The sequence below is a fragment of the Kineococcus sp. GCM10028916 genome (assembly GCF_042674865.1).
Taxonomy (GTDB): Bacteria; Actinomycetota; Actinomycetes; order Actinomycetales; family Kineococcaceae; genus Kineococcus.
The window spans coordinates 79,704-102,221 of sequence record NZ_JBHTFM010000009.1; the positions used below are offsets into that span (position 1 = coordinate 79,704).

A 22,518-nucleotide genomic window follows, 5' to 3' on the forward strand; every position below is an offset into this window, starting at 1 on the left:
GGGAGATCTCCTCAGGGCAGGCCGGAACGCCGGCGCGGCCGGTCGTCCCGACGGGGGGTCGGATGGCTCGTGCGGCGAGCCCGACCTACCCCTGGAGCGTGATCACCCCTCCACGCTAACCGAGCAGCGCGCCGGTCCCGTCGTGGAGTGAGCCGTCGGTGGGACGAACCGGGCGTCAGGACGCCGCGATCGGCGCACCCAGACCTCACCCCACGTGGTGACACCGGTGGGTGCGACGCCGCGACCGCTCACCCGAGCACCAGCGCCAGGTGCAGCGCCAGCCGGTCCCGCCCGTCGTCCAGGTCGTACCCGCTGACCGCCGCGATCCGGCGCAGCCGGTGGTAGAGGGTCTGGCGGTGGATCGACAACGCGGCGGCGGTGCGTTGCGCGCTGCCGGCCAGGTCGAGGTAGGTCCGGGCCGTCTCCACCAGCTCCGGTTCGGCGGTGAACAACCGCGCGGCCCGTTCGTCGCGCACGACGGTGGACAGCGCGACCGGGTCGGCGAGCGCGTGGAGCCGCAACGCCCCCAGCCGTTCCCACTCGCGCACGCCGGCGCCCCCGGAGCGCAGCGCGGCGTCGGCCTGCTGCCACCCGGTGTGCGCCTGGGTCGCGTTGACGATCCCGGAGACCCCGACGGCGACCCCCGCGGGGTGCTGGGACGACAGCGCGCCCGCCGCGCGCGCCGCGATCCCCGCCCCGTCGAGCGTTCCGGGGACGACGAGCGCCGCGCGGTGCCCGACCGCGGACACGAGCACCGAGCGGGGCAGCAGCCACCCGTTGACCGTTCCGGTCGGGCCCCCGTCGGCGGGGGCGAGGGCCACGACGGTCACGACCGGGGGCAGCAGTCCGTCGCGCTGCAGCTCCTCCACGGCCTGGGCCCGCGAGCCCGCGTCGCTGGACAGCAGTTCCCCGACGGCCCACGTGGTGCGGTCGGCGGCGCGGGCCCGGGTCGCCAGGTGCGCCGCGACGAGGTCGAGGGCGTCCCGGACCCGGTCCAGGTGGGTGGCCCGCACCCGTTCGTGCGGGTCCAGCAGCCACAGGTAGCCGTAGGTCACGCCGCGCCAGCGCACCGGTACGCACCAGCGGGGGAGGCGCCCGGCGCCCGGATCGCCCGGGATCCGCAGCGGCCCGGTCGCGCGGGCGATGCCGAAGCCCGCGAACAGCTGCTGCACGACCGGGTCGGAGCGCCGGCGCAGGATCGAGCTGCGGCGCACGTCGTCGATGACCTCGTCGTGACCGGAGGAGGCCACCAGCAGCAGGTCCCGGTCCTCCAGGGTCACCGGCGCCCCCGTCTGCTCCGCGACGGAGTCGACGAGGTCCTGGAGCTGGTCGGCCGGGTTCACTCGGCCATCATCCACCTGTACGACGAGAACGGCCGAAGGTCTGACGATCGTCAGTGGCCCCGGAGCCCGCGGGGTCCTAGCGTCGAGGTGTGTTCGGACAACTCCTCCTCGGCGTCGCCGGCAACCGCGGCGTGCGGTCCCTGGTGACCGGCAGCAGCCTCAGCCGCCCCGTCGTCGCCCGCTTCATCGCCGGTGACGACGTCGACGCCGCCACCGCGGCGGTGCGCGACCTGCACGGCGACGGCATCGCCGTCAGCCTCGACCGCCTCGGGGAGGACATCACCGAGGCCGGCCAGGCCGACGAGACCGTCGCGGGGTACCGCGACGTGGTCGAACGCCTCGCGGCCGAGGGGCTGGCCGCGGGCAACGAGATCTCGATCAAGCTCTCCGCGCTCGGTCAGGGCCTCGGCCCGACCGGCCCGCGAGCGGCCACCGAACGGGCCCACGCCCTCGCCGAGCTCGCCCACGCGCACGGTGTCGACGTCACCGTCGACATGGAGGACCACACCCGCGTCGACGACACCCTCGAGACCGTGCGCGCCCTGCGCCGGGACTTCCCCCGCACCGGCTGCGTCCTGCAGGCCATGCTGCGCCGCACCGAGGGCGACGCCCGCGACCTCGCCGTGCCCGGTTCCCGGGTCCGCCTCGTCAAGGGCGCCTACAACGAACCCCCCGAGGTCGCGTACCCGGCGAAGGCCGACGTCGACAAGGCCTACGTCCGCTCCCTGAAGGTCCTGCTCGACGGCGGTGCCTACCCGATGATCGCCACCCACGACCTGCGCCTCGTGAACCTCGCCGAGTCGCTCCTGCAGGGCCGTCCCGAGGGGACCGCCGAGTTCCAGATGCTCTACGGCATCCGGTCCGGGGAGCAGCTCCGCCTCGCGCGGGCCGGGCACACCGTCCGCGTCTACGTGCCCTACGGCACCGACTGGTACGGCTACTTCTCCCGTCGTCTCGCCGAACGCCCCGCGAACCTCGCGTTCTTCGCCCGCTCCCTCGTCGCCGGCTGAACCCGGCCCGGAAGGAAACCAGACGTGCACTCCGTGACCGACGTCCCCGCCCCCCGCAACGAACCGATCCACGGCTACGCCCCCGGCAGCCCCGAGCGGAAGCTGCTGCTGGAGTCCCTCGCCGAGCAGGCGGGCAACCCCGTGGAACTCACCCAGACCATCGGGGGGAAGCCCGTCCTCGGCGGCGGCGAGAAGGTCGACGTCGTGCAGCCGCACCGGCACGCGAGCGTCCTCGGGACGTTCGGGACGGCCACCAGGGAACAGGCCCGGCAGGCGGTGGACGCGGCGCTGGCGGCCGGTCCGGCCTGGGCCGCGATGGACTACGACGACCGCGCCGCGGTGTTCCTGCGCGCGGCCGACCTGCTCTCCGGTCCGTGGCGCGAGAAGATCGCGGCCGCGACGATGCTCGGGCAGTCCAAGACCGCGCAGCAGGCCGAGATCGACGCGCCCTGCGAACTCGTCGACTTCTGGCGCTGGAACGTCTCCTTCGGGCGCCGGCTGATCGCGGAGCAGCCGGTCAGTTCCCCCGGCGTCTGGAACCGGATGGACCACCGTCCGCTCGAGGGTTTCGTCTACGCGATCACCCCGTTCAACTTCACCGCCATCGCGGGGAACCTGCCGACCGCGCCCGCGCTCATGGGCAACACCGTCGTCTGGAAACCCTCTCCGACGCAGACGCTCTCGGCGTGGTGGACGCTCAAGCTGCTAGAGGCCGCAGGACTCCCCCCGGGGGTGATCAACCTGCTCACCGGTGACGGCCGGGACGTGTCCGAGGTCGTCCTCGCGGACCGCGACCTCGCCGGGATCCACTTCACGGGGTCCACGGCGACGTTCCAGCACCTGTGGCGTGCGGTGGGCGAGAACATCGCGAACTACCGCACCTACCCGCGACTCGTCGGCGAGACCGGGGGCAAGGACTTCGTCCTCGCGCACCCCTCGGCCGACCCGGCGATCCTGTCCAACGCCATGCTGCTCGGCGCCTTCGAGTACCAGGGGCAGAAGTGCTCCGCCGCGTCCCGCGCCTTCGTCCCGCAGTCGGTGTGGGACGTCATGGGGGAGGAGTTCCTCGCCAAGGTCGACTCGCTGCGCTTCGGCGACGTCAGCGACCTCTCGAACTTCGGTGGCGCCGTCATCGACGCCCGCAGCTACGCCAAGAACGTCGCCGCGATCGAGCGCGCGAAGGCGACACCCGGCCTGACCGTCGCCGCCGGCGGGACCTACGACGACTCCGAGGGCTACTTCGTCCGCCCCACCGTCGTCCTGGGCCAGGACCCCACCGACGACGTGTTCTGCACGGAGTACTTCGGTCCGGTCCTCGCCGTCCACGTCTTCGACGACGCGCGCCCCGGGGCCTGGGAGGAGACGCTGCGGACGGTCGACGCGGGTTCCCCCTACGGGTTGACCGGTTCGGTCATCGCGACCGACCGCGCCGCCGTCGCCCACGCCTCCGAGGCGCTGCGCTTCACCGCGGGCAACTTCTACGTCAACGACAAGCCGACCGGCGCGGTCGTCGGCCAGCAGCCCTTCGGTGGGTCCCGGGCCTCGGGCACCAACGACAAGGCGGGTTCGATCCTCAACCTGCAGCGCTGGACCAGCCCGCGGGCGCTCAAGGAGACGTTCGTGGCGCCGACGGACCACGTGTACCCGCACATGCGGTGATCGCCCCGAGGTGTGGCCCGGCCCCGCGGGGGGTAAGCCTGTGACCATGAGCCAACCCACCACGGGGCCCAGCGGGCCCACCGGCCCCGGCGGGTCGACCCGCGTCGACGACCTGAGCGTGACGCACGGCCCGGGGCCGGTGGCCTCCTCGGCCACCCGGACCACCCGGGCCGACGAGTCGGTCGGTCAGCTCGTGAGCCAGCTGACCGAGCAGATGTCGCGCCTCGTCCGCGACGAGGTGCAGTTGGCCAAGGTCGACCTGGCCGCCAAGGGCAAGAAGGCCGGTATCGGCCTGGGGATGTTCACCGGGGCCGGGCTGCTGGCCTTCTTCGGCGTCGGCGCCCTCGTCACCACCGCGATCCTGGCGCTCGCGAAGGCCGTCGACGGCTGGCTGGCCGCCCTGATCGTCGGGGTCGTGCTCTTCGCGATCGCCGCGCTGCTCGCCCTGGTGGGCAAGAAGGAGGTCGAGCAGGTGGGTTCGCCGGTCCCGCAGGCCGCCGTGGACGGGCTCAAGGAAGACGTCAACACCGTGAAGGAGGGTTTCCAGCGATGAGCGACCCGTCGACCCCTCCGGTCCCCACCGACCGCGCTGGACTCGAGAAGGACATCGCGGAGACGCGCGCCCGCCTCGCCGAGACCGCCGACGCCCTCGCGGCGAAGGCCGACGTCAAGGGCCAAGCCCAGGCCAAGGTCGAGGACCTCAAGGTCACTGCGCAGCACAAGGTCGCCGACGTGCGGCAGCAGGCCACCGCAAAGGTCCACGACGTCAGCGCCGGCGCCCCCGGTTCGGCCAAGCAGCAGAGCGGTGCGCTGATCGCCGGGATCGTCGTGGTCACCGCCGTGGCCGTTTGGCTGGTCGTCCGCAAGCGCTGACCCGCTGGGGGAACGGTCGTGCCGGGAGCCCCGGCACGACCGTTCGTCAGTTCTCCAGCGCCTTGCGCACGAGCGGAGCGACCTCGGTGCCCAGCAGTTCGATGGCCCTGAGGACGTCGGCGTGCGGCATGGTCCCGGCGCTGACGTGCAGCATGAACCGGTCGATCCCGAGCTGTTCGTGCTGCTTCACGATCTTCTCCGCGACCTCCTCGGGCGACCCGACGAGCAGGGCGCCGCGGCGGCTGCGGGCCGCCTCGTAGCTGGTGCGGGAGAAGTGGTTCCAGCCGCGCTCACGGCCGAGTCCGTTCATGACGGCCTGGTAGGGCTTGAAGTGCACGTCGGTGGCCTGCTGCGTCGTCGGGGCCACGAACCCGTGGGAGTGGGTCGCGATCCGCAGCGTCGACGGGTCGTGGCCGGCCCGGGCGCCCGCTTCGCGGTAGAGGTCGGCCAGCGGCGCGAACTGCTCGGGCATCCCGCCGATGATGGCGATGGCCAGCGGCAGGCCGAGGGTCCCCGCACGCACGACGGACTGCGGGTTCCCGCCCACCGCGATCCACACCGGCAGCGGCTGCTGCACGGGCAGCGGGTACACGCCGAGACCGGGGACGTCGGCTCGGAACTTCCCGCCGGACCAGTTCACGCGCTTGGGGTTCTCGCGGATCTTCAGCAGGAGGTCGAGCTTCTCGGCGTAGAGGTCGTCGTAGTCCTCGAGGTCGTAGCCGAACAGCGGGAACGACTCGATGAAGGACCCGCGGCCGGCCATGATCTCGGCGCGGCCGTCGGAGAGCCCGTCGAGGGTGGCGAACTGCTGGAACACCCGGACGGGGTCCTCGGAGCTCAGCACGGTGACGGCGCTGGAGAGCCGGATCCGCGTGGTCCGCGTGGCCGCCGCGGCCAGCACGACGGCGGGGGCGGACGCCGCGTAGTCGGGACGGTGGTGCTCGCCGAGACCGTAGACGTCGAGGCCGACCTGGTCGGCGACCTCGATCTCCTCGACGATCTCGCGCAGCCGTTCCGCGTGGCTGAGCAGGGCGCCCGTCTCCGGGTGCTCGGTGGTCTCCGCGAACGCGCTGACGCCGATCTCCACGACTTGCCTCCAGGTAAGTGCTTGAAGTCTCAAGCATACCTCATCAGCGTGCCGGGGTCGAGCACCAGTTCGCCGCGGCCCCGTGTGCCCGAGAGGTCCACCACCAGTCCCGCCGGCCGGGCCAGGTGGTCCCGCGTCGGGAACCAGGCCCGGCCGGGCGCGACGAGCACCAGCAGACCGTCGTCGTCGCCGACGGCGCTGAACGTCTCCGACCCCGGACCCCCGAACGGTGCCGCTCCCGCCGCACGCGCCAGTCGCCGCCGGGCCTCCGCCACCGACGCCACCGGGATCCCCACCTCGCTGATCGCCAGCAGGTGCCCGGGCCCGAAGTCGTCACCGCCGAGACGTTCCGGCCGTCGCCGGCGCGCGATCAGCTCCAGGACGGTCCCGTCGGCGCCGGGGAAGTAGCTGGAGCAGGCGTCCCAGGACGGTGGCGCCTCGAACAGGTCCTGCCCGTCCTGCCCGTCGTGGCCGAGGAGCTCCACCCGCTGCGCCAGCCAGTCGTGCGCCGCGCGGCCCGCGTCGCCCGGTACCGAGAACGCCAGGTGCTGGGTCGCGTGGACCGCGTCGGCGGCGGGAACCAGCCGCAACCGGCTCCGGCCGACCTGCACGAGCCCCCCGTCGACGGGCAGGCCCAGCACGTCGCGGAAGAAGGCGGCGCCGGCGGAGACGTCCGGCACGGGGAACTGCACGTGGTCGATGCGCACGCCGACACGACACCAGCTCAAGCGAGCTTGAGGTCAACCCCCTCGTGCCGGATGCTGCCCGGGTGAGCGCGCGGGACGACCTGCTGAGCATCGGCACCGTGGCCGAACGCGCGGGACTCAGCGTCCCCGCGTTGCGCTACTACGAGGAACGCGGGCTGCTCAGCCCGGTCCGCGACGCCGGGGGACGACGCCGCTTCCCCCGTCACGTCCTGCGGCGCCTCGCCGTCATCGCCGCCGGACAACGCGTCGGCCTCTCCCTGGCCGACATCGGCGAGGCCCTCGACACCCTGCCCGCCGACCGGGCCCCCTCCGCCCGGGAGTGGTCGCGGGTCGGGGAGGTCTGGCAGCGGCTCCTCGACGCGCGCATCCGGGAACTGCAGGCCCTGCGCACGTCGCTGACCGGGTGCATCGGCTGCGGGTGCCTCTCCTTGACCCGCTGCACCCTGGTCAACCCCCACGACGCCGCCCGCGACGAGGGCAGCGGCTCGCGCTGGTTGCGGGACGCCGAGCACGGCGCAGCGGAGCTCGGGAGTGAGCCCGGGCCCTAGATCGCCGTTACATTGCGAGGGTGGTGTTCAGTCTGCCCTTCGGGTCCGCGGCAGACCTGCGGTCGGCCTACGAGGCCGTCGACTGGTCCGCGACGTCCCTGGGGACGCCGGACGACTGGCCCCGCACCCTCCGCCGAGCTCTCGAACTGGCCCTCGAGACGCGGTTCCCGGTCCTCATCGTCTGGGGCCCCGACCTCACGATGCTCTACAACCAGGCCTACGCCGACAGCATCGGCCGCAAGCACCCCGCGCTGGGACGTCCCGTCCACGAGGTCTTCGCCGAGACCTGGGCGGAGCTGGAACCCCTCTTCGCTCGGGCGATGACCGGGGACGCCGTCTGGTTCACCGACATGCCCGTGATGATGGACCGCAGCGGGTTCCTGGAGGAGACGTTCTTCACGTTCTCCTACTCCCCCGTCCGCGACGACCGGGGGGACATCGCCGGGGTGGTGGACATCGCGGCGGAGACCACCCGCCAGGTGCAGGACCACCGTCGCCTCGAACTCCTCAGCCGCCTCGGCGACCTCGCCACCGAGCTGCAGCCGCCGCTCGAGCTCGCGAAGCGCGCCCTGGACGTGCTGACGACGCTGCCCGCGGACCTGCGGGCCGTCGACCTCCAGCTGCCCGGCCACGAGTCGACGTTGCCGCCCCCGCCGTCCGTGCTGAGTCCCCGCCAGGTCCTCGTGCAGGACGAACCGGGTGCGCCGAGACTCGCCTGGGTCCGCATCCCGGCGGCCCTCGGGGGCGAGTCCGCGGGGGTCCTGGCGGCCGTGCTCAGCGACCACATCGCCCTCGACGCCACCTACCGCGACTTCCTGCGCCTCGTCGCCGCCACCGTCGGCGACGCCCTGTCCGCCGCCGCGTCCTACGAGGCCGAACGTCGCCGCGCGGACCTGCAGCAGTGGCAGGCCCGGCGCCTCGCCGGTCTCGTCGCCGTCGCCCAGGCCATGCCCGACGCCCAGGACGAGCACGACGTCCTGCAGGTCCTCGGCCGCGGCGCGGTCGGCCTGCTCGAGGCCGACGGCATCGTGCTCGGGGTCCTCCAGGACCGCAACCTGCAGGTCCTGGGTGACGTCGACGACCCCGCGGCCGCCGCGCTCGCGGGAGCCCTCGGCGGGGCACCGGTCGTTCGCGACGACGGTCCCGGCACCAGCGTCGCCTGGCCGCTGCGCCTGACCGACCGCGTCGTCGGCGCCCTCGGTCTCTCCTGGCGCCGGGACCGCGTGCTCACCGCCGAGGACGACGACCTCCTCAACGCCCTCGCCGCCTCCACCGCGCAGGCGCTGGACCGGGTCCGGGCGCTGCGCTCCGAACGCAAGGCGGCCGCCGCCGTCCGCAGCCTGGCGGAGACGTTGCAGCGCAGCCTGTTGACGTCGGCGCCGCTGCCCCAGCACCTCGAGATCGCCGTCCGCTACCTCCCGGCCGCCGAGCACGCGCAGGTCGGCGGCGACTGGCACGACGCCTTCCTCACCGCCTCCGGCACCACCTGCCTGGTCATCGGCGACGTCACCGGTCACGACCAGGACGCCGCCGCCGCGATGGGTCAGGTCCGCAACCTGCTGCGCGGCATCGGCTACTCCCTGGAGGTCTCGCCCGCCGCGGCGCTCGCCGCCCTGGACCGGGCGATGCGCGACCTCGGCGTCGGTGCGCTGGCGACCGGCGTGCTGGCCACGATCGAACCCCTCGACGGGTCGCAGGACTGGCGGTTGCGCTGGTCCAACGCCGGCCACCCCCCGCCGCTGGTCGTCTCGCCGGACGGTTCGAGCCAGCTCCTGCGGACCCGGCCGGACCTGCTGCTGGGCCTGGAGGCGGAGTTCGTCCGGGCCGACCACGTCCACGGCCTCCCGCCGGGCGCGACCGTCCTGCTCTACACCGACGGGCTCGTGGAACGTCGTGGCGCCTCCCTCGACGACGGCCTGCAGTGGCTCGCGGACACCGCCGCGGGGTTCGCCGACCGCTCGCCCGCCGAGATCTGCGACGCCGTGCTGGAACACGTCGCCGGTCACGCCGAGGACGACGTCGCGGTCCTGGCGGTGCGGGTCCGCCCGGAACCCCTCGACGAGGTCGTCATCCCCTCCTGAGGCCCGGCCCCGGGGTCGGCTGCGGGTGTCGGTAGCCGCCGTCCTCGAGCCCCGCCCAGCGTTCGAAGACGTTGTGGTGCGGGCGGTTGCGGGTCACCAGCGCGTTCAGGCCGTAGAGGGCGAGGAACGGCGTGGCGCCGAGCAGCGCGTACTGGTCGGCGTGACGGAGCTCGTGGCGCCGGCGCTGCGGCCCGCCCAGCCCGCCGTGCAACCAGACGTTGCCGACCGTCGTCCCGCCCCGGCCGTAGCTCCCGCGCGGCATCCCGGAGCACTCGACGAACAGGTCGTCGCCGAGGGCGATCGTCGCGCCGTGCGCGCGGGCCCAGAGGAGGGCGAGGGTGCTGACCGGCAGGTTCCGCCAGGCGCGGAACGCGGTCCAGAACGCAGAACGGCCCCTCATGAGAGGGACCGTACCTGCTGTGCTGCGTGAGAGCGGACGACGAGACTCGAACTCGCGACCCTAACCTTGGCAAGGTTATGCGCTACCAACTGCGCTACGTCCGCAACGTGCGTGCCCGACTCTACACGGCTGCGAGCGCCAGGGCGTACTCCGGCCACCACTCCCCGGCCGGGGGTTCACCCGGTCGGCAGGCGCCGTCGGACTCCCCGGGACGCTTCACCCAGAGCCACGCGTCGACGAGGCGCTCGCCCGTGGAGGTGCTCGGACCCCGCCCGATCGTGGCCCCGGCGGGGTTGCACCACGCGAACTCGTCACCCGTGTCGGGGGCTCCGGAGCCGTTGCGGCTGGTGTCGACGACGAAGTGCGCACCGCCCGAGAGCTTCGACAACCGGCGACCGTAGGCGACGTTCGCGGCGGTGGTCTCGAAGTTCGACACGTTGAGCGAGAAGCCCGCGGCCCGGTCGATCCCGCTGGCCTGCAACGCCACCGCCAGGACCGAGAGGTCCTGCACCCAGTCCGGGTGCCCGGCGTCGAGGTAGACGTGGGTCTGCGGCAGGGCGGTGAGGACCTCGACGGCCTGACGCAGCAGGCCGTAGCGCGTCCGCGGGTCCAGGTGGGGGCACCCGGTGATCGAGAGCGGGATCGCGTCCGGTTCGAGGACGACGACGGCGGGCCGGTCCCCGATCCCGGCGGCCAGTTCGCGGATCCAGTCGAGGTAGGCCGCTCCGTCGGCGGCACCACCGGCGGACTGCGACCCGCAGTCCCGGTCGGGGATGTCGTAGGCGACGAGGACGGGCAGGCTCCCCGTCGCCGCGGCCGCCGTCGTCAGCCGTTGCGCCGCCGCACGGGGCGGGTCCCCGGTGAACCAGGTCGCCGTGGGCTCCTGCGCGAGGGGCCGGAGCTGCTCGGCGAGCGCGGTCCGGCCCTCGGCCTCGTAGGCCGCGAGCTGGCGCAGCGCCGGGGAGTCCGGGTCCGTGTGCAGGGACTGCCCGCTGAGGGGTCCCGCTGTCTCACCGACTCCGCCGCCCCCGCAGGTCAGGGCGACCAGCAGACCGCCGACCACCCCGAGCGCACTCGTGCGACGACGAGCCACGACACCCCCAGCACGCACAGCGGCGGGGCCGTCCCGCGGTCCCAGTAGACCCGGACGACCCCGCCCCGTGACGCTCCGTCACCTGCACGGCCCCCACTCGCCCCCCGAACAGCCCTCACGGGTGGGGTCAGGCGACGCGGGCCCCACGGTCGGCGCGGGCGACGCTCAGGCGCACCCGGCCCACGACGTCGGGCCGGCCGAGGACCTCGAGCAGCTGGCCACGGATCTCCGCCGCCGCGGCCGCGACCTCACCGAGGTCCGCGCGGGGTTCGACGGTCGCCGAGAGCTCCGCGACGAGGTTCCCGCGGTCGTGCACGAGTCGGCCGCTGGCCGAGCGGACCCCGGGAACACCCGTGAGGACCTGCGCGGCGGCCCGGGTCGGGCCGTCGCCGTTGACCTGGAACGTGCCCCGACCACCGGAACCGGGCAGCAGCACCGCCCCGATCCTGCGCTGCGGCAGGTGCGCGAGCAGCCACCACAGCGCCAGCAGCGCGAGGACGACGGCGGCCGCCCCGCAGGCCGCGGGGAACCACCCGGCGTCGAGCGCCGAGGTGACCGAGCCGGTGTCGAGGGTGGTGTCGGGCAGCAGGTCACCCGTCCACCAGGCCAACCCGGCGACCCCACCGGCGAGCAGGACGAGACCGAGGAGGACGGCGAGCGTCCGGTCCAGGGCGAGGACTCCGCGTTTCACGACAGCACCTCCGGTGCGTTGACCCGCACCCGGACGCGGGGAGCGCGGGACAGGGGGGCGAGCTGGGCCGCCACGGCCCGGGCGACGTCCTCGCGGACGTCCGCGGACGTGGCCTGCACCGCGACCGACACGGTCTTGCGCGACGCGGTGGTCTTGGCCTCGAGCACCCCGTCGCAGCGACGGGCGGCGCCGGAGGCGAGCCGGGCGACGTCGCGGGTGGAGAGGTGGACCCCGGCCGCGCCGTCGACCGAGATCGCGCGGCGGGAGCGGCGACCGAAGCCGGTCACCACCAGCCACGCGCCCAGCACGATCGCGACGCAGCACACCGCGACGAGGGCGCCGGACGGCGCGAGACCGTCCAGGGACTTCGCGAGGGACGGGAGCCAGCGGCCCCCGCCGAACCAGCCCAGGCCGATCCCGGCCTCCCGGCCCAGCACGACGGCCAGCGCCAGCAGCAGCACGGCCAGGACGGGACCCACGGCGCCGATGCGACCGGAGCCGGTGCGCGCGGCGGCCGCGCGTTCGGGACTGCTCACAACACCCTCCTGGTGGTCTCGGGCTGGTCGGTCACGTAGGTGGCGACGACGACCGACACGTCGTCGGCCGTCATCCCGGCGTAGCGGTCGAGGGCCTCGGTGACGGCGGCCTGCACCCGCGCCGCGACCTGCGGGGCGGGCACCGGCCACACGGCGGCGACCTCGACCTTCACCCGCGCCCGGCGACCGGCCACGGTGCAGTCGACGTCGGGGTAGGAGCGCCCGAGGACGCTGTCCACGACGCCGGAGACGGCCGCCGCCGCGGTGCGGGGGTTCGCGCTCGAGGTGCGCCGGGTACCCGCGACGGTGGCCGCGGCCTCGACGATGCGCGACACCGCGCGCTCGGAGACGACGAGGCGCCCCCGCTCACCCGCTTCGACGCGTTCCGGCGCGAGGGTGTCAGCCACGACGGCCCGGCAGCAACGACGTCAGGTCGATCCGCCCCTCCAGGTGGGCACCGATCAGGTAACCGATCGCACCGAGCAGGACGCCCAGCAGCAACCAGCCGAAACCGGCGGTCGCGCCGATGAGGGCCAGCAGCAGGCCGGCGATCAGGCCCGTGGTGGAGGAGGACATGACAGTTCCCTTCGAGGGGGTTTCAGAGGTCTTCACGCGAGGTCGTCCACGTGGACGCGGACCTCGGGGCGGGCGCCCGCCGCGGTGAGGAGTTCACCGGCGGCGACGTGCACGGCCTGGGCGACCGTGCGGAGCGGCACGTCCGGCTGGAGCACGACGTGCACCTCGGTCGGTGCCTCGGTGCTGCCCAACCGGATGCCGGCGACGCGGCGACCCGGGAGGTAGGTGCCGATCTCACCGAGCGCTCCGGCGTTCAGCCGGACGACGCCCGGGACCTGGAGCACGGCGGCCGCGAGGGCGTCGGCCAGTTCCGGGACGTCGCTGGGATCGGCGGGTGTCACTGGACGCGCGTGGTGGTGGTGCGCACCTGGGTCTCCTCGGCGTCGTCCTCGTCGGGCAGGTGCACGTCGGAGACCTCGAGGTTGACCTCGGTGACCTCGAGCCCGGTCATGCGCTCGACGGAGTTGATGACGTTGCGGCGCACCGCGGTCGCGAGGTCGGCGATGGCGACGCCGTACTCGGCGATCAGCTCGATGTCGACGGCGGCCTGGCGCTCGCCGACCTCGACGGACACGCCCTGGGAGTGGTTGGTGCGGCTGCCGGGGATGCGCTCGCGCAGGGCGCCGACGGCGCGGGCGGCGCCGCCACCGAGGGCGTGGACACCGGAGACGTCCTTCGCGGCGAGCCCGGCGATCTTCGAGACGACGGTGTCGGCGATGGTCGTCACACCGTTCGGGGAGGCCAGGCTGGAGGGGGCGGTCGAGGTGCTGGTCGCCCCGGTGGAGGTGATGGTCGACTTCAGGTCGGCGGTCTGGGCCATGAGTTTCTCCTCGTGTCGTCCCGCGGCGTGGTCGCCGCGTTCACAGGGGTAGAGGGGTTCGCCGGAGAAACGTCACGGAACCTCGACTGTGACCTGCACCACAGGTTTCGACGGGTGCTCGATCGGCGCACGTGCTCTGATGCGGCAGGACGGGACGGGGGCCAGGCAGGTCGATGCACGACGGATCCACGGACGGGACCAGGGACGACGCGACCCTCACCGCGCTCGCCGCGATGGGCGACCGCGACGCCTTCGCCGAACTCGTCGAACGCCACGGCCCCTCCCTCTACCGCTACGCCGCGAGGCTCCTCGACGACCGCAGCCAGAGCGACGACTGCGTCCAGGAGACCTTCCTCGCGGCCTGGCGCGGTCTCACGAAGTTCCGCGGCGACTCCTCGGTGCGCACCTGGCTGTTCACCATCTGCCGCCACGAGGTGTTCCGCCGTTCCCGGCGCAGGAACGACGACCTCGTCCTCGACGTCGAGCTCGACGAGGTCCGCGATCAGATCCGTGACCTGCGCGCCGACCCCGCCCGGACCAGCGAGGCGGCCGCGCTGCGGGAGGCGCTCGACCTGGCCCTGCGGCTGCTGCCCCCGCGACAACGCTCGGCCTGGATCCTGCGCGAGGTCGAGGAACTGAGCTACGAGGAGATCGCGGAGGTCCTCGGCACGACGGGCACCGCGGTCCGTGGTCTCCTCGAACGAGCGCGCACCGCGTTGGCGAGCACCCTGGAGGGATGGCAGTGAACCGCGAACCGCGATCTGGTGACGAGGCGTTGGCCCTCGCGACCGCCGCGTTGCGCGCCCACACCGAGACGGGGTGGGTGGCCGTGCGCGCCGCCGTCCTCGACCGCGTCCGTCGCGCCTTCCGCCCCGCGGACCCCGTCGTCGGCGCCCACGAGCTCGGCGAGTTCGTGCTCAGCGGCGACGTCCTCGTCACCCAGCTGCGTCCCGCCGTCGACGCGGTGACGGGGGTCTCGGCGCTCGCGATCAGCTGCGCCACCGATGACGAGCACCACCTCGAGACGGTCGTCGTCGACGTCTCCGCCGGCTACGGCGTGCACCTGCCGTCACTGGGTCGTGAGGTCCGAGGTGCTGTGCTGCAACGACTCCGGACGGTCCTCGGCGACGCGGCCCCGCGGGCGGACCAGGTGCTCGTCGACGTCCACGTCGCCGACGTGTCGCGGGCTCTCAGCCGCGGGAGCGAGCGTTGAGCCGGGCGGCCTGACGGGTCAGGTGATCGCGTTCGGCCAGGTTCCCGGCCGCGAGCGCCGCCTCGGCGTAGAGCCGCGCGGCGCCCGCCAGGTCGCCGTCGCGTTCGTGCAGGAACGCCGCCACGGCCGCGTGGCGGGGGGTCGCGGGGTCGACCTCGGCGAGGGCGGCCAACCCGGCCCGCGGCCCGTCGGCCTCCCCGAGCGCGACCGCGCGGTTCAACCGCACGACGGGGTTCGGGGTGAGGCGCAGCAGTTCGTCGTACCACTCCACGACCTGGACCCAGTCGGTCGTCGCGGTGCTCGTCGCGTCGGCGTGCAGGGCGGCGATGGCGGCCTGGGCCTGGAACTCGCCCAGGCGGTCCCGGGCCAGGGCGGCCTGCAGGATCGTCACCGCCTCGGCGATCGCGCCCGTGTCCCAGCGCGAGCGGTCCTGCTCCGCCAGCGGCACCAGCGACCCGTCGGAGGCGGTCCGCGCGGCGCGGCGCGCGTGGTGCAGCAGCATCAGGGCCAGCAACCCGCGGACCTCGGGGTGCTCGACGGCGAGCGAGAGCCGGCGCGTCAGCCGGATCGCCTCCGCGGCGAGGTCGACGTCACCGGAGTACCCCTCGTTGAACACCAGGTACAGCACCCGCAGCACGGTCGCGACGTCGCCGGGGGTGTCGAACCGGACCCCGGCGACCGTGCGCTTCGCGCGGCTGATGCGTTGCGCCATGGTCGTCTCCGGGACGAGGTACGCCGCGGCGATCTGCCGGGTGGTCAGTCCGCCGACGGCGCGCAGCGTGAGCGCCACCGCCGAGCTCGGGGTCAGCGACGGGTGCGCGCAGAGGAAGTACAGCTGCAACGAGTCGTCCCGCGACGTCGTCGGGCCGGGGGCGGGTTCCCGGTCCCGGCGTTCCTCCCGCCGCCGGCGGGAGGACTCGGCGCGGGTGGCGTCGAGGAACCTGCGCCAGGCCACCGTGACGAGCCACCCCTCCGGGTCCCGCGGAGGCTCGGACGGCCAGACCCGCACCGCCTCGATCAGCGCCTCCTGCACCGCGTCCTCGGCCACGGCGAAGTCGGCCCCGCGGCGGACGAGGACGGTCAGCACCCTCGGGGTGAGGGTCCGGAGCAGGTCCTCGTCCACCGCCGCGCTCAGTCCCCGGTCGTGGTCGGGTTGGCCAGGAACGGGCGCAGTTCGATCCACTCGTGGATCGGCCGTCCCCCCGCGCCCGGGGCCGCGGACAGTTCCCCGGCGAGTTCGACGGCGCGGTCGTGGCCGTCGACGTCGATGACCATCCAGCCCGCGATGAGGTCCTTGGTCTCGGCGAACGGCCCGTCGGTGACCGGCGGCCGCCCCTCCCCGTCGTAGCGGACCCAGGTCCCCTCGGGCGCCACGGCCTGACCCTCGACGAACTCACCCGACCCCACGAGGCGTTCGGCGAAGTCGTTCATGTACGTCATGTGCGCCGAGACCTCCTCCGGGGTCCAGCGGTCCATCGACACGTCGTTCACCGGGGCCGGCGCGCCGCGGTAGTGCTTGAGCAGCAGGTACTTCGCCATCGTGGGTCTCCTTCGTCGGCGTGACCTCCACCGGTCACGGTCACTGCGGGGACGGAGCCGGTCCCGCGTTCTCGACATCGTGCTCGACGTCGTGGTGCACCCCCTCAGAACGCGGCACGCTCGCGGCTGCGCGGGTCGTCCACGGGAGCCGCGGTCGACGCCTGCCGGGCCACCCGGCGCCACGGCCGCGCCTTCGTCACCGCCACCTCGACGTCGGGGGCGTCCTCGTCGAGCTCGACGGTGACCAGGTCGGTGCCCAGGTCGGTGCCCGGCGAGCACTGCCCGAGCCACCGGCCCCCGGGGGCGACGACGCCCGAGCTCGCCGACGCGTCCGCCTGCGGCGGCACGGCGAAGCTCACCCAGAACCCGTTGGCGGCGGCGTGGCCCCGGCACTCCAGCGCGAACGTCGCCGCGTTCCCCGCACCGTCGCCGGTGCTGGAGAACAGCACGCAGTCCACGTCGAGCCGTTCGTACTCCCCGAACACCTCGGGGAAGTGGCACTCGATCCCCAGCGCGCAGCCGAAGCGCCGGCCGTCGACCTCGAAGGTGACGGGTTCGCGGCCGGGGGAGTACATGAACGTCGTCTTCGTGTGCGACAGGAACCGCTCGTCGTAGCGGGTGTGGACCGCACCGGCGGCGGAGAGGACGTAGAGGCTGTTGTGCGGACGCAGCGGCGGGGTGAGCCGGTGCGTCGAGCCGAGGACCGTCCAGAGCGACAGTTCGCCGGCGAGAGCAGCGGTCTGCTCGAGTTCGGCGTGGAGGACGTCCCACGCGGTGGTGCTCCAGTCGGCCGGCCCGGGAGCACCCGGGGTGCTGGACACGACGAGCTTGTGCGGGAAGCACGTCGCCCCCTCGGGCAGGTGCAGCAACCGGGCGCCGCTGCGGTGGGCCCGCTGCATGAGGTCGCGGATCCGGGTCCCGGCGTCGCGCAGGGCGGCGACGTCGGTGGGGTCGCCGTGCACGGGCAGCTGCCCGACGGCGAGACGGAACGGGTGGTGGTCGGTCACGGTGGTCTCCTCGACGGTGGGGAGGAAGTGCCGCAGGGCAGCCGTGTAGGACTCGCCGGTGCGGGCGGCGCGCGCACGCACGAGGCGCTTGAAGTTCTTGCGGGCTGTCACGTGGGCCTTCCGCGCCTCGAACCGGTGCCCCCCAGCGACGCGGCCGAGACGGAACGGACCACGACAGCGGACCCGAGGTGCGAACCCCTTTGCCTCCGCGGTGGGCCGAGCTGGGGTCGGCCGAGGAGGTTGGGCGTGAGCCACGCCGGACCTCCACCCTGCCCCGTCGGGGGGAGGTCGTCAACGCTCTCCTCGGTCCAGTCCCAGGAGGGTGGCGAGGGAGCGGGTCATCACCTCCCGCGGGTCGGGGTCCTCGGAGCCGGCCCACCGCACGAGGGAGGTCGACACCGCGGCGAGGACGGCGCGCGCGACGGAGTGCGCGACGGCGTCGACGTCCGCGGTCCCCCGGCGCTCGGCGACGAAGGCCGCGACGACGTCGGCGGCGGACTCCTGCTCCACCAGCAGGTGGGCGTGCAGCGACGGCGTCCCGCCGATGACCCGGAGCCGCTGACGCAGCAGGGCGGTGTCGTCTCCGGGGTAGCGCAGCGTGCGCGGCAGCGTCTGCACCAGGGCCTCGCGCCAGGGGAGCTGCTCCGGAACGGCCCGCAGGGCGTCCCGGATCGCGTCGTCGGCCTCCTTGCGACCCTTCCAGACGATGGCGCTCTTGCCGGGGTAGTAGGTGAACAGGGTCCGTCGGGCGATGCCGACCCCGCGGGCGACGTCGTCCATCGTCGTCGCTTCGAAGCCCTGCTCGACGAACAGGGCCAGCGCCACGGCGGCGATCTGCTCGGCGGACGTCGCGGGGGGTCGGCCAGGGCTGCGCCGAGGGGGTGGGCTCCCCGCGGTCGGTTGATGCACTGAGTGCTTCAATGTGCTCACCACGTCCGATCGTCGAAGGAGACACCATGTCCACCACGCCTGCCGGTGCCGCTGCCCCGGAGTTCCCGCCGCAGTCTGCAGCGTCCGCGCCCGTCCCCGCGCACGTGCCCGGACGCTTCGCGGGGAGGACCGCCATCGTCACCGGCGCCGGGTCGGGCATCGGCCGCGCCACGGCGCTGCGCCTGGCCACCGAGGGCGCGCGGGTCGTCGCCGCGGACGTCGTCGCCGAGCGCCTCGAGGCGCTGGTCGCCGAGCACCCCGACCTGGACCTCGTCCCCGTCGTGGGCGACATCACCGGCGAGGACGGCGTGCGCTCCGTCGTCGACGCCGCGGGCGGTCGCATCGACGCGCTGGCCAACGTCGCCGGCATCATGGACGCCTTCCTGCCCCCCGCCGAGGTCGACGACGCCACCTGGGACCGCGTCCTCGCCGTCAACCTGACCGCCCCGATGCGGCTGATCCGCGCGGTGCTGCCCGTCATGCTCGAGGCCGGCCGCGGCGCGATCGTCAACGTCTCCTCGGAGGCGAGCCTGCGCGCCTCGGCCTCCGGGGTGGCCTACACCGCGTCCAAGCACGCCGTGAACGGGCTCACCAAGAGCGTCGCCGTCTTCCACGGCCAGCAGGGCATCCGGTGCAACGCCGTCGCTCCCGGGGCCGTCGCCACGAACATCGAGGCGCCGATGAGGTCCGAGCACGCCGCGCGGGTCGTGGGCCCGATCCTGGCGACCGTCGTCCCCGCCCCGGCCACGGCCGAGCAGCTGGCCGCGAGCATCACCTGGCTGCTCAGCGACGACGCAGCCAACGTCAACGGCGTCGTGCTGCCCTCCGACGGGGGCTGGTCCGCCATCTGAGCGGGCCGCCGGACCCGGGTTCAGACGGTGGCGAGGACCTTCTCGGCGAAGGCCGCCGCGCGCTCGCGCAGCGCGGCCTCGCGCTGGGAGATGCTCAGACCCGGGTCCGGCTTCAGCGTCGGCGTCGGGCGCAGCACGCGCACGTTGTCCGCGCAGGCGAGGTCGGTGCAGACGTAGGTGCCGACGGTGTTCAGCTTCCGGCCCGAGGCACCCGCCCGGGCGGCGACGAACAGCGACACCTCGCCGGGAGCGCGGGTCGTGCGGCACAGGTCGCACATCGCGGTCGTGCGGACGCCCTTGCCCGGGGTGGCGCGCAGCGCCAGGCCCACGACGGCCCGGCCGAGCGGGACGAGCATCCAGCCCCGCTCGGGCGACTTCGGGTCCCGCCAGCCGACGACGTCGTGCGCGGGGTCGCTCCCGTGCACCCACTCGGGGACGCGCATGCGGTGCGCCTCACCGCGCGAGCAGTTCGTCATCGTCGAGCGGATCGCGTCGTCGGTCACGTGACCGGCGTCCAGGGCCGAACCGTTGTGCGGCAGAACTGACACGTCATCTCCCTCGGAGGAAAAACCTCCGCGAGAGTACGCCCGTCAGCTCGCCGTCTCGAACCGGCAGGTCTCGTCGAAGATCTCCTGGCAGCCGCGGACGGCTCCCTCGAGACGGTCCGCCGGGACCGGGCGGGAGAAGTAGAAGCCCTGGACGGTGTCGCACCCGGTGGCCTGCAACGCGTGCACCTGCTCCGGCTGCTCGACGCCCTCGGCGACGACCCCGAGGCCGAAGCTGCGGGCGGCGCCGACGACGAGGCGCACGAGTTCGACCGTCCGGGGGTCGTCGGAGTCCACGAAGCTCTTGTCGATCTTCAGGACGTCGACGGGTACCCGGGCCAGCTGCCCGAAGGAGGTGTAGCCCGTGCCGAAGTCGTCGATCGCGACGCGGACGCCGATCGCGCGCAGCTCCGCCAGGCGCGACCAGGCACCCTGGTCCTCGACCATGACGGTCTCGGTGATCTCCAGCGTGAGGCGGTCGGGGGAGGCCCCGGCGAGCGCGAGCGCCTCCCGGACGTCGTCGACGAGGCGGGGCGAGCGGAGGTGGCGCCCGGACACGTTGACGGCCACGCGCAGTCCCGCGCACTTCCCGCCGGCGGCGTCGAAGGCCCGCAGCTGCTCCAGCGACGTCTTCAGCGCCCACCGGCCGAGGTCGCAGATGAGGTCGGAGCTCTCCGCGATCGGGATGAACCTCCCCGGCGGGACGAGTCCCTCACCGGGCTTCTCCCAGCGGACGAGGGCCTCGACGCTGCGGACGCGGCCCGTCGCGAGGTCGGTGACCGGCTGGTAGTGCAGGACGAGCTCGTCGGCGACGAGGGCGTGACGCAGTCCCTCCTCGACGGCGGCCTGGTTGGCCAGGGCCTGGCGCAGTTCGTCGTCGTAGACCTCGACGCGACCGCGGCCGGCGGCCTTGGCGCGGTAGGCGGCGGTGTGCGCCTCCTGCAGGAGGCGGTCCGCGCCCAGGTTGTCGTCGAGCGCCTCGTCGGGGCGGCTCAACGCCACCCCGATGCTGGCTCCGACGCGGGCCTGGGTCTCGCTGGACCCGGCGAGGCCGATCGGTGCGGACACCGTCTCGATGAGGGCGTGCCCGAGGTCGAGCAGTCCCCTCTCGTCCGGGACGGGTTCCACGAGCACCAGGAACTCGTCGCCGCCGAGGCGGGCGACGACGTCGACGGCGCGGACGCGTTCCCGCAGCCGTTCGGCCACCGTGCGCAGCACGGCGTCGCCCGCGCCGTGACCGAGGGAGTCGTTGACCGTCTTGAACTGGTCGAGGTCGATGAACAGCAGTCCGACGCGCTCGCCGGTGCGGCGGGTGCGGCGCAGGGCCCGGTCGGTCTGGGCGAGGGCCTCGGCCCGGTTGGGCAGGGTCGTGAGGGCGTCGTGGGTGGCCTGGTGGGCCAGGTCCTCCTGCAGCTGCTCGCGTTCGTGCATCGCCCCGAGGATCTGCTGGACGGAGGCGTGCACGACGCGACCGAGCGGGCCGCCGACGGGACGTCGCAGGATCTCGTCGTCGAGGTCGCCGTCGGCGACGGCCTGGGCCTGGGCCTGCACGGAGCGCAGGCTGGCCACGGCCGCGCCGAGACCGCGGGCGACGGTGCGGGTCTCGGGCGGTCCCTCCACGACGACGTCGACGAGTTCCCCGAGGCTGATCGCCTCGGCCGCCCCGGCGAGGCGGGCCAGCGGCCCGCCGATCGAGCGGCTGGTGTAGAGCGTGCCGCCGACGGAGAGCACGAGCAGGACGGCGGTGATGAGGGCGTACTTGACGAGTTCCTCGTGGGCCTGCGCGCGGTAGGCCTCGGCGGCGGCGACGGCCTGGCCGGCGGCGATGTCCAGCGTCGCGCGCAGGGCGTCGTCGCGGCCGACGACGGCGCGGCTGAGGGTCAGCAGCACCTCGGCGTCGGGCACCGTGGCGGTCGGGCTGGCGACGGCTGCGGCCAGGGTCTGGTCGATGGTCCGGGCGTCGCCGTCCGCGAGTGCCGCGATCCACCCCGACCGGACCTTCGCCTGGGCGGCGTTCAGGACCTGGTCGGAGGCGAGGCGGAACCCGGCCCAGCTGCCGAGGAACAACTGCCGGGCGGGGCCCTCGCTGCCGACGGGGGCGGCGACCAGGCCGAGGTAGTAGGGGATCTCCTCACCGGCGAGCGTCGTCGCCCGGGCCGTCCACTGCAGGTCGGCGACGGACTGCTGGATCTGCTGGTCGGCCCCCTCGTCGGCCGCGAGGGCCAGGTGGCGGTCCACGGCCGTGCTGAGCGCGTCGACGAGGTAGCGGTACTTGTCGAAGAGCTGACGGTTGTTCGTCGTGCGCTGGCTGGGGGTCTCGCCGGCGCCCCAGGAGGCGCGGACGGCGGCGAGGCGGCCCGCGGTGGAGTCGACGGCGGCACGGGCCAGGGCGTCCCGGCGTGCCGAGGTGACGGTGGCGTCCGTGCGGGCCGTGGCGCCGCTGTAGAGGGTGTGCAGGCTCACGGCGAGGTCGTTGCGTTCCCCGGTGGTGCCCTCGGGCGTGCTCAGTTCGAGCATCTCGACGCTGGAGACCAGCGGGATGGCCTCTTCCGCGATGCGGGCGCGCAACCCGTCCAGGGCCACGGCGGCGCGGACCTGGCGGACGGCGTCCTCGGCGGCCTGGACCCGCTGGAAGCGGTGGGTGACCAGGATGGAGGCGAAGGCGGAGAAGCCGATGAGGGGCACGAGGACGAGGACGAGGAGCCTGGTGCGCAGGCTGATCGTGCGCCGGTCGCGCTGCTCGGGAAGGTCCGCCACCTGACAGGGATCGACCGGCACGGGCCTCGCCCTGAGCCCGACGCGCCGGGGTGCGGGTTCCGTCGCCCGTTCGGCCCATCGACGGACCAGGTAGTTGCTCTGAGTGACGGAGTGGGGGCTGTGGGAAGCGGTGGCCCGGTGAGGTTTGTGCCACGGCCCGCGAAGCGGCAGACTCATCGATCAGCTGGATTCTTCTAGAAGATCCGGTGATGGGCTGCGGCCTCGAGGGGGTGTGCCGTGCAGGACGGATCG

Annotated in this window: 26 protein-coding genes and 1 tRNA gene; 9 read left to right on the forward strand and 18 right to left on the reverse strand. The window is 73.9% G+C overall.

Translation table 11 applies throughout. The features are described 5' to 3' along the window. Positions 1-248: 248 nt before the first annotated feature. Complete coding sequence (locus ACFQ46_RS11050; RefSeq protein ID WP_380259541.1) at positions 249-1,343, reverse strand: PucR family transcriptional regulator; 1,095 nt, start codon at positions 1,341-1,343, stop codon at positions 249-251. An 89-nt stretch (positions 1,344-1,432) separates the two neighbouring features. On the opposite strand from ACFQ46_RS11050, the gene ACFQ46_RS11055 reads away from it, so the two are divergent. Genes ACFQ46_RS11055 through ACFQ46_RS11070 form a run of 4 tightly spaced genes read left to right on the forward strand, consistent with a single transcriptional unit; the run spans position 1,433 to position 4,885 of the window. Then, entirely contained in the window at positions 1,433-2,353 is a 921-nt protein-coding gene (locus ACFQ46_RS11055) for a proline dehydrogenase family protein (protein ID WP_380259542.1), read from the forward strand. 24 nt (positions 2,354-2,377) lie between these two features. Continuing rightward, a complete protein-coding gene (pruA, locus tag ACFQ46_RS11060) occupies positions 2,378-4,012 on the forward strand; it encodes an L-glutamate gamma-semialdehyde dehydrogenase (RefSeq protein ID WP_380259543.1) in 1,635 nt (544 codons plus the stop codon). Between the two features lie 46 nt (positions 4,013-4,058). Further along, complete coding sequence (locus ACFQ46_RS11065; RefSeq protein ID WP_380259544.1) at positions 4,059-4,565, forward strand: phage holin family protein; 507 nt, start codon at positions 4,059-4,061, stop codon at positions 4,563-4,565. Beyond that, the gene (locus ACFQ46_RS11070) at positions 4,562-4,885 is read left to right on the forward strand and encodes a DUF3618 domain-containing protein (RefSeq protein WP_380259545.1); all 324 of its coding nucleotides are present in this window, start codon (positions 4,562-4,564) and stop codon (positions 4,883-4,885) included. The genes ACFQ46_RS11065 and ACFQ46_RS11070 overlap by 4 nt, the downstream gene beginning before the upstream one ends. A gap of 46 nt (positions 4,886-4,931) precedes the next feature. On the opposite strand, the gene ACFQ46_RS11075 is transcribed toward ACFQ46_RS11070, so the two are convergent. Both ACFQ46_RS11075 and ACFQ46_RS11080 read right to left on the reverse strand, forming a co-directional pair. Continuing rightward, positions 4,932-5,972 carry an LLM class flavin-dependent oxidoreductase gene (locus ACFQ46_RS11075; protein ID WP_380259546.1) on the reverse strand — a complete coding sequence of 347 codons (1,041 nt, stop codon included), beginning with the start codon at positions 5,970-5,972 and terminating at the stop codon, positions 4,932-4,934. A 29-nt stretch (positions 5,973-6,001) separates the two neighbouring features. Beyond that, positions 6,002-6,679: a VOC family protein gene (locus ACFQ46_RS11080; protein WP_380259547.1), complete on the reverse strand. Its 678-nt coding sequence runs from the start codon at positions 6,677-6,679 to the stop codon at positions 6,002-6,004. Between the two features lie 62 nt (positions 6,680-6,741). On the opposite strand from ACFQ46_RS11080, the gene soxR reads away from it, so the two are divergent. Further along, positions 6,742-7,227, forward strand: a complete 486-nt coding sequence (gene soxR / locus ACFQ46_RS11085; RefSeq protein ID WP_380259548.1) for a redox-sensitive transcriptional activator SoxR — start codon at positions 6,742-6,744, stop codon at positions 7,225-7,227. A gap of 20 nt (positions 7,228-7,247) precedes the next feature. Continuing rightward, positions 7,248-9,308, forward strand: a complete 2,061-nt coding sequence (locus ACFQ46_RS11090; protein ID WP_380259549.1) for a SpoIIE family protein phosphatase — start codon at positions 7,248-7,250, stop codon at positions 9,306-9,308. On the opposite strand, the gene ACFQ46_RS11095 is transcribed toward ACFQ46_RS11090, so the two are convergent. From ACFQ46_RS11095 to ACFQ46_RS11135, 9 genes are all read right to left on the reverse strand, one after another. Then, positions 9,295-9,708, reverse strand: coding sequence for a hypothetical protein (locus ACFQ46_RS11095; RefSeq protein WP_380259550.1), 414 nt, complete (start codon positions 9,706-9,708; stop codon positions 9,295-9,297). The genes ACFQ46_RS11090 and ACFQ46_RS11095 overlap by 14 nt on opposite strands. A gap of 31 nt (positions 9,709-9,739) precedes the next feature. Continuing rightward, a tRNA-Gly gene (locus ACFQ46_RS11100) sits at positions 9,740-9,812 on the reverse strand. A 17-nt stretch (positions 9,813-9,829) separates the two neighbouring features. Next, complete coding sequence (locus ACFQ46_RS11105) at positions 9,830-10,801, reverse strand: glycoside hydrolase family 6 protein (RefSeq protein ID WP_380259551.1); 972 nt, start codon at positions 10,799-10,801, stop codon at positions 9,830-9,832. Between the two features lie 127 nt (positions 10,802-10,928). Beyond that, positions 10,929-11,492 (reverse strand): hypothetical protein, encoded by a 564-nt coding sequence (locus tag ACFQ46_RS11110; RefSeq protein ID WP_380259552.1) that lies wholly within the window; start codon positions 11,490-11,492, stop codon positions 10,929-10,931. After that, positions 11,489-12,028, reverse strand: a complete 540-nt coding sequence (locus tag ACFQ46_RS11115) for a DUF6286 domain-containing protein (protein ID WP_380259553.1) — start codon at positions 12,026-12,028, stop codon at positions 11,489-11,491. Before ACFQ46_RS11115 ends, ACFQ46_RS11110 begins: the two co-directional genes overlap by 4 nt. After that, positions 12,025-12,435: an Asp23/Gls24 family envelope stress response protein gene (locus ACFQ46_RS11120; RefSeq protein WP_380259554.1), complete on the reverse strand. Its 411-nt coding sequence runs from the start codon at positions 12,433-12,435 to the stop codon at positions 12,025-12,027. The genes ACFQ46_RS11115 and ACFQ46_RS11120 overlap by 4 nt, the downstream gene beginning before the upstream one ends. Next, positions 12,428-12,604, reverse strand: coding sequence for a DUF2273 domain-containing protein (locus ACFQ46_RS11125; protein WP_380259555.1), 177 nt, complete (start codon positions 12,602-12,604; stop codon positions 12,428-12,430). Before ACFQ46_RS11125 ends, ACFQ46_RS11120 begins: the two co-directional genes overlap by 8 nt. A gap of 32 nt (positions 12,605-12,636) precedes the next feature. Then, the gene (locus ACFQ46_RS11130; RefSeq protein WP_328293623.1) at positions 12,637-12,945 is read right to left on the reverse strand and encodes a hypothetical protein; all 309 of its coding nucleotides are present in this window, start codon (positions 12,943-12,945) and stop codon (positions 12,637-12,639) included. After that, on the reverse strand, positions 12,942-13,424 hold the full coding sequence (locus tag ACFQ46_RS11135; protein ID WP_380259556.1) for an Asp23/Gls24 family envelope stress response protein: 483 nt from the start codon (positions 13,422-13,424) through the stop codon (positions 12,942-12,944). The genes ACFQ46_RS11130 and ACFQ46_RS11135 overlap by 4 nt, the downstream gene beginning before the upstream one ends. A 173-nt stretch (positions 13,425-13,597) precedes the next feature. Here ACFQ46_RS11135 and ACFQ46_RS11140 point away from each other — a divergent pair, with 173 nt between their 5' ends. Beyond that, positions 13,598-14,170: an RNA polymerase sigma factor gene (locus ACFQ46_RS11140; RefSeq protein WP_380259557.1), complete on the forward strand. Its 573-nt coding sequence runs from the start codon at positions 13,598-13,600 to the stop codon at positions 14,168-14,170. Beyond that, positions 14,161-14,637, forward strand: coding sequence for a hypothetical protein (locus tag ACFQ46_RS11145; protein ID WP_380259558.1), 477 nt, complete (start codon positions 14,161-14,163; stop codon positions 14,635-14,637). Before ACFQ46_RS11140 ends, ACFQ46_RS11145 begins: the two co-directional genes overlap by 10 nt. Here the strand turns inward: ACFQ46_RS11145 and ACFQ46_RS11150 are convergent. From ACFQ46_RS11150 to ACFQ46_RS11165, 4 genes are all read right to left on the reverse strand, one after another. Next, entirely contained in the window at positions 14,615-15,760 is a 1,146-nt protein-coding gene (locus ACFQ46_RS11150) for an RNA polymerase sigma factor (RefSeq protein WP_380259559.1), read from the reverse strand. The genes ACFQ46_RS11145 and ACFQ46_RS11150 overlap by 23 nt on opposite strands. A gap of 8 nt (positions 15,761-15,768) precedes the next feature. Continuing rightward, on the reverse strand, positions 15,769-16,176 hold the full coding sequence (locus ACFQ46_RS11155) for a YciI family protein (RefSeq protein ID WP_380259560.1): 408 nt from the start codon (positions 16,174-16,176) through the stop codon (positions 15,769-15,771). A gap of 104 nt (positions 16,177-16,280) precedes the next feature. Further along, on the reverse strand, positions 16,281-17,294 hold the full coding sequence (locus ACFQ46_RS11160) for a carbon-nitrogen hydrolase family protein (protein ID WP_380259561.1): 1,014 nt from the start codon (positions 17,292-17,294) through the stop codon (positions 16,281-16,283). Between the two features lie 180 nt (positions 17,295-17,474). Next, entirely contained in the window at positions 17,475-18,008 is a 534-nt protein-coding gene (locus ACFQ46_RS11165) for a TetR/AcrR family transcriptional regulator (RefSeq protein WP_380259562.1), read from the reverse strand. Between the two features lie 131 nt (positions 18,009-18,139). Here ACFQ46_RS11165 and ACFQ46_RS11170 point away from each other — a divergent pair, with 131 nt between their 5' ends. After that, on the forward strand, positions 18,140-18,964 hold the full coding sequence (locus tag ACFQ46_RS11170; RefSeq protein ID WP_380259563.1) for an SDR family NAD(P)-dependent oxidoreductase: 825 nt from the start codon (positions 18,140-18,142) through the stop codon (positions 18,962-18,964). Positions 18,965-18,984: 20 nt separating this feature from the next. Here the strand turns inward: ACFQ46_RS11170 and ACFQ46_RS11175 are convergent, their stop codons facing one another. Both ACFQ46_RS11175 and ACFQ46_RS11180 read right to left on the reverse strand, forming a co-directional pair. Beyond that, positions 18,985-19,512 carry an FBP domain-containing protein gene (locus ACFQ46_RS11175; protein ID WP_328293614.1) on the reverse strand — a complete coding sequence of 176 codons (528 nt, stop codon included), beginning with the start codon at positions 19,510-19,512 and terminating at the stop codon, positions 18,985-18,987. A 42-nt stretch (positions 19,513-19,554) separates the two neighbouring features. Further along, entirely contained in the window at positions 19,555-22,266 is a 2,712-nt protein-coding gene (locus ACFQ46_RS11180) for a putative bifunctional diguanylate cyclase/phosphodiesterase (RefSeq protein WP_380259564.1), read from the reverse strand. Between the last annotated feature and the right edge of the window lie 252 nt (positions 22,267-22,518).

Excerpts from the sequence above, each read along its gene's own strand:
- ACFQ46_RS11170 (WP_380259563.1), top strand. The coding sequence starts at position 18,140 with ATGTCCACCACGCCTGCCGGTGCCGCTGCCCCGGAGTTCCCGCCGCAG.
- ACFQ46_RS11095 (WP_380259550.1), bottom strand. The coding sequence starts at position 9,708 with ATGAGGGGCCGTTCTGCGTTCTGGACCGCGTTCCGCGCCTGGCGGAAC.
- ACFQ46_RS11145 (WP_380259558.1), top strand. The coding sequence starts at position 14,161 with ATGGCAGTGAACCGCGAACCGCGATCTGGTGACGAGGCGTTGGCCCTC.
- ACFQ46_RS11140 (WP_380259557.1), top strand. The coding sequence starts at position 13,598 with ATGCACGACGGATCCACGGACGGGACCAGGGACGACGCGACCCTCACC.
- ACFQ46_RS11135 (WP_380259556.1), bottom strand. The coding sequence starts at position 13,424 with ATGGCCCAGACCGCCGACCTGAAGTCGACCATCACCTCCACCGGGGCG.
- ACFQ46_RS11065 (WP_380259544.1), top strand. The coding sequence starts at position 4,059 with ATGAGCCAACCCACCACGGGGCCCAGCGGGCCCACCGGCCCCGGCGGG.
- ACFQ46_RS11155 (WP_380259560.1), bottom strand. The coding sequence starts at position 16,176 with ATGGCGAAGTACCTGCTGCTCAAGCACTACCGCGGCGCGCCGGCCCCG.
- ACFQ46_RS11125 (WP_380259555.1), bottom strand. The coding sequence starts at position 12,604 with ATGTCCTCCTCCACCACGGGCCTGATCGCCGGCCTGCTGCTGGCCCTC.
- ACFQ46_RS11070 (WP_380259545.1), top strand. The coding sequence starts at position 4,562 with ATGAGCGACCCGTCGACCCCTCCGGTCCCCACCGACCGCGCTGGACTC.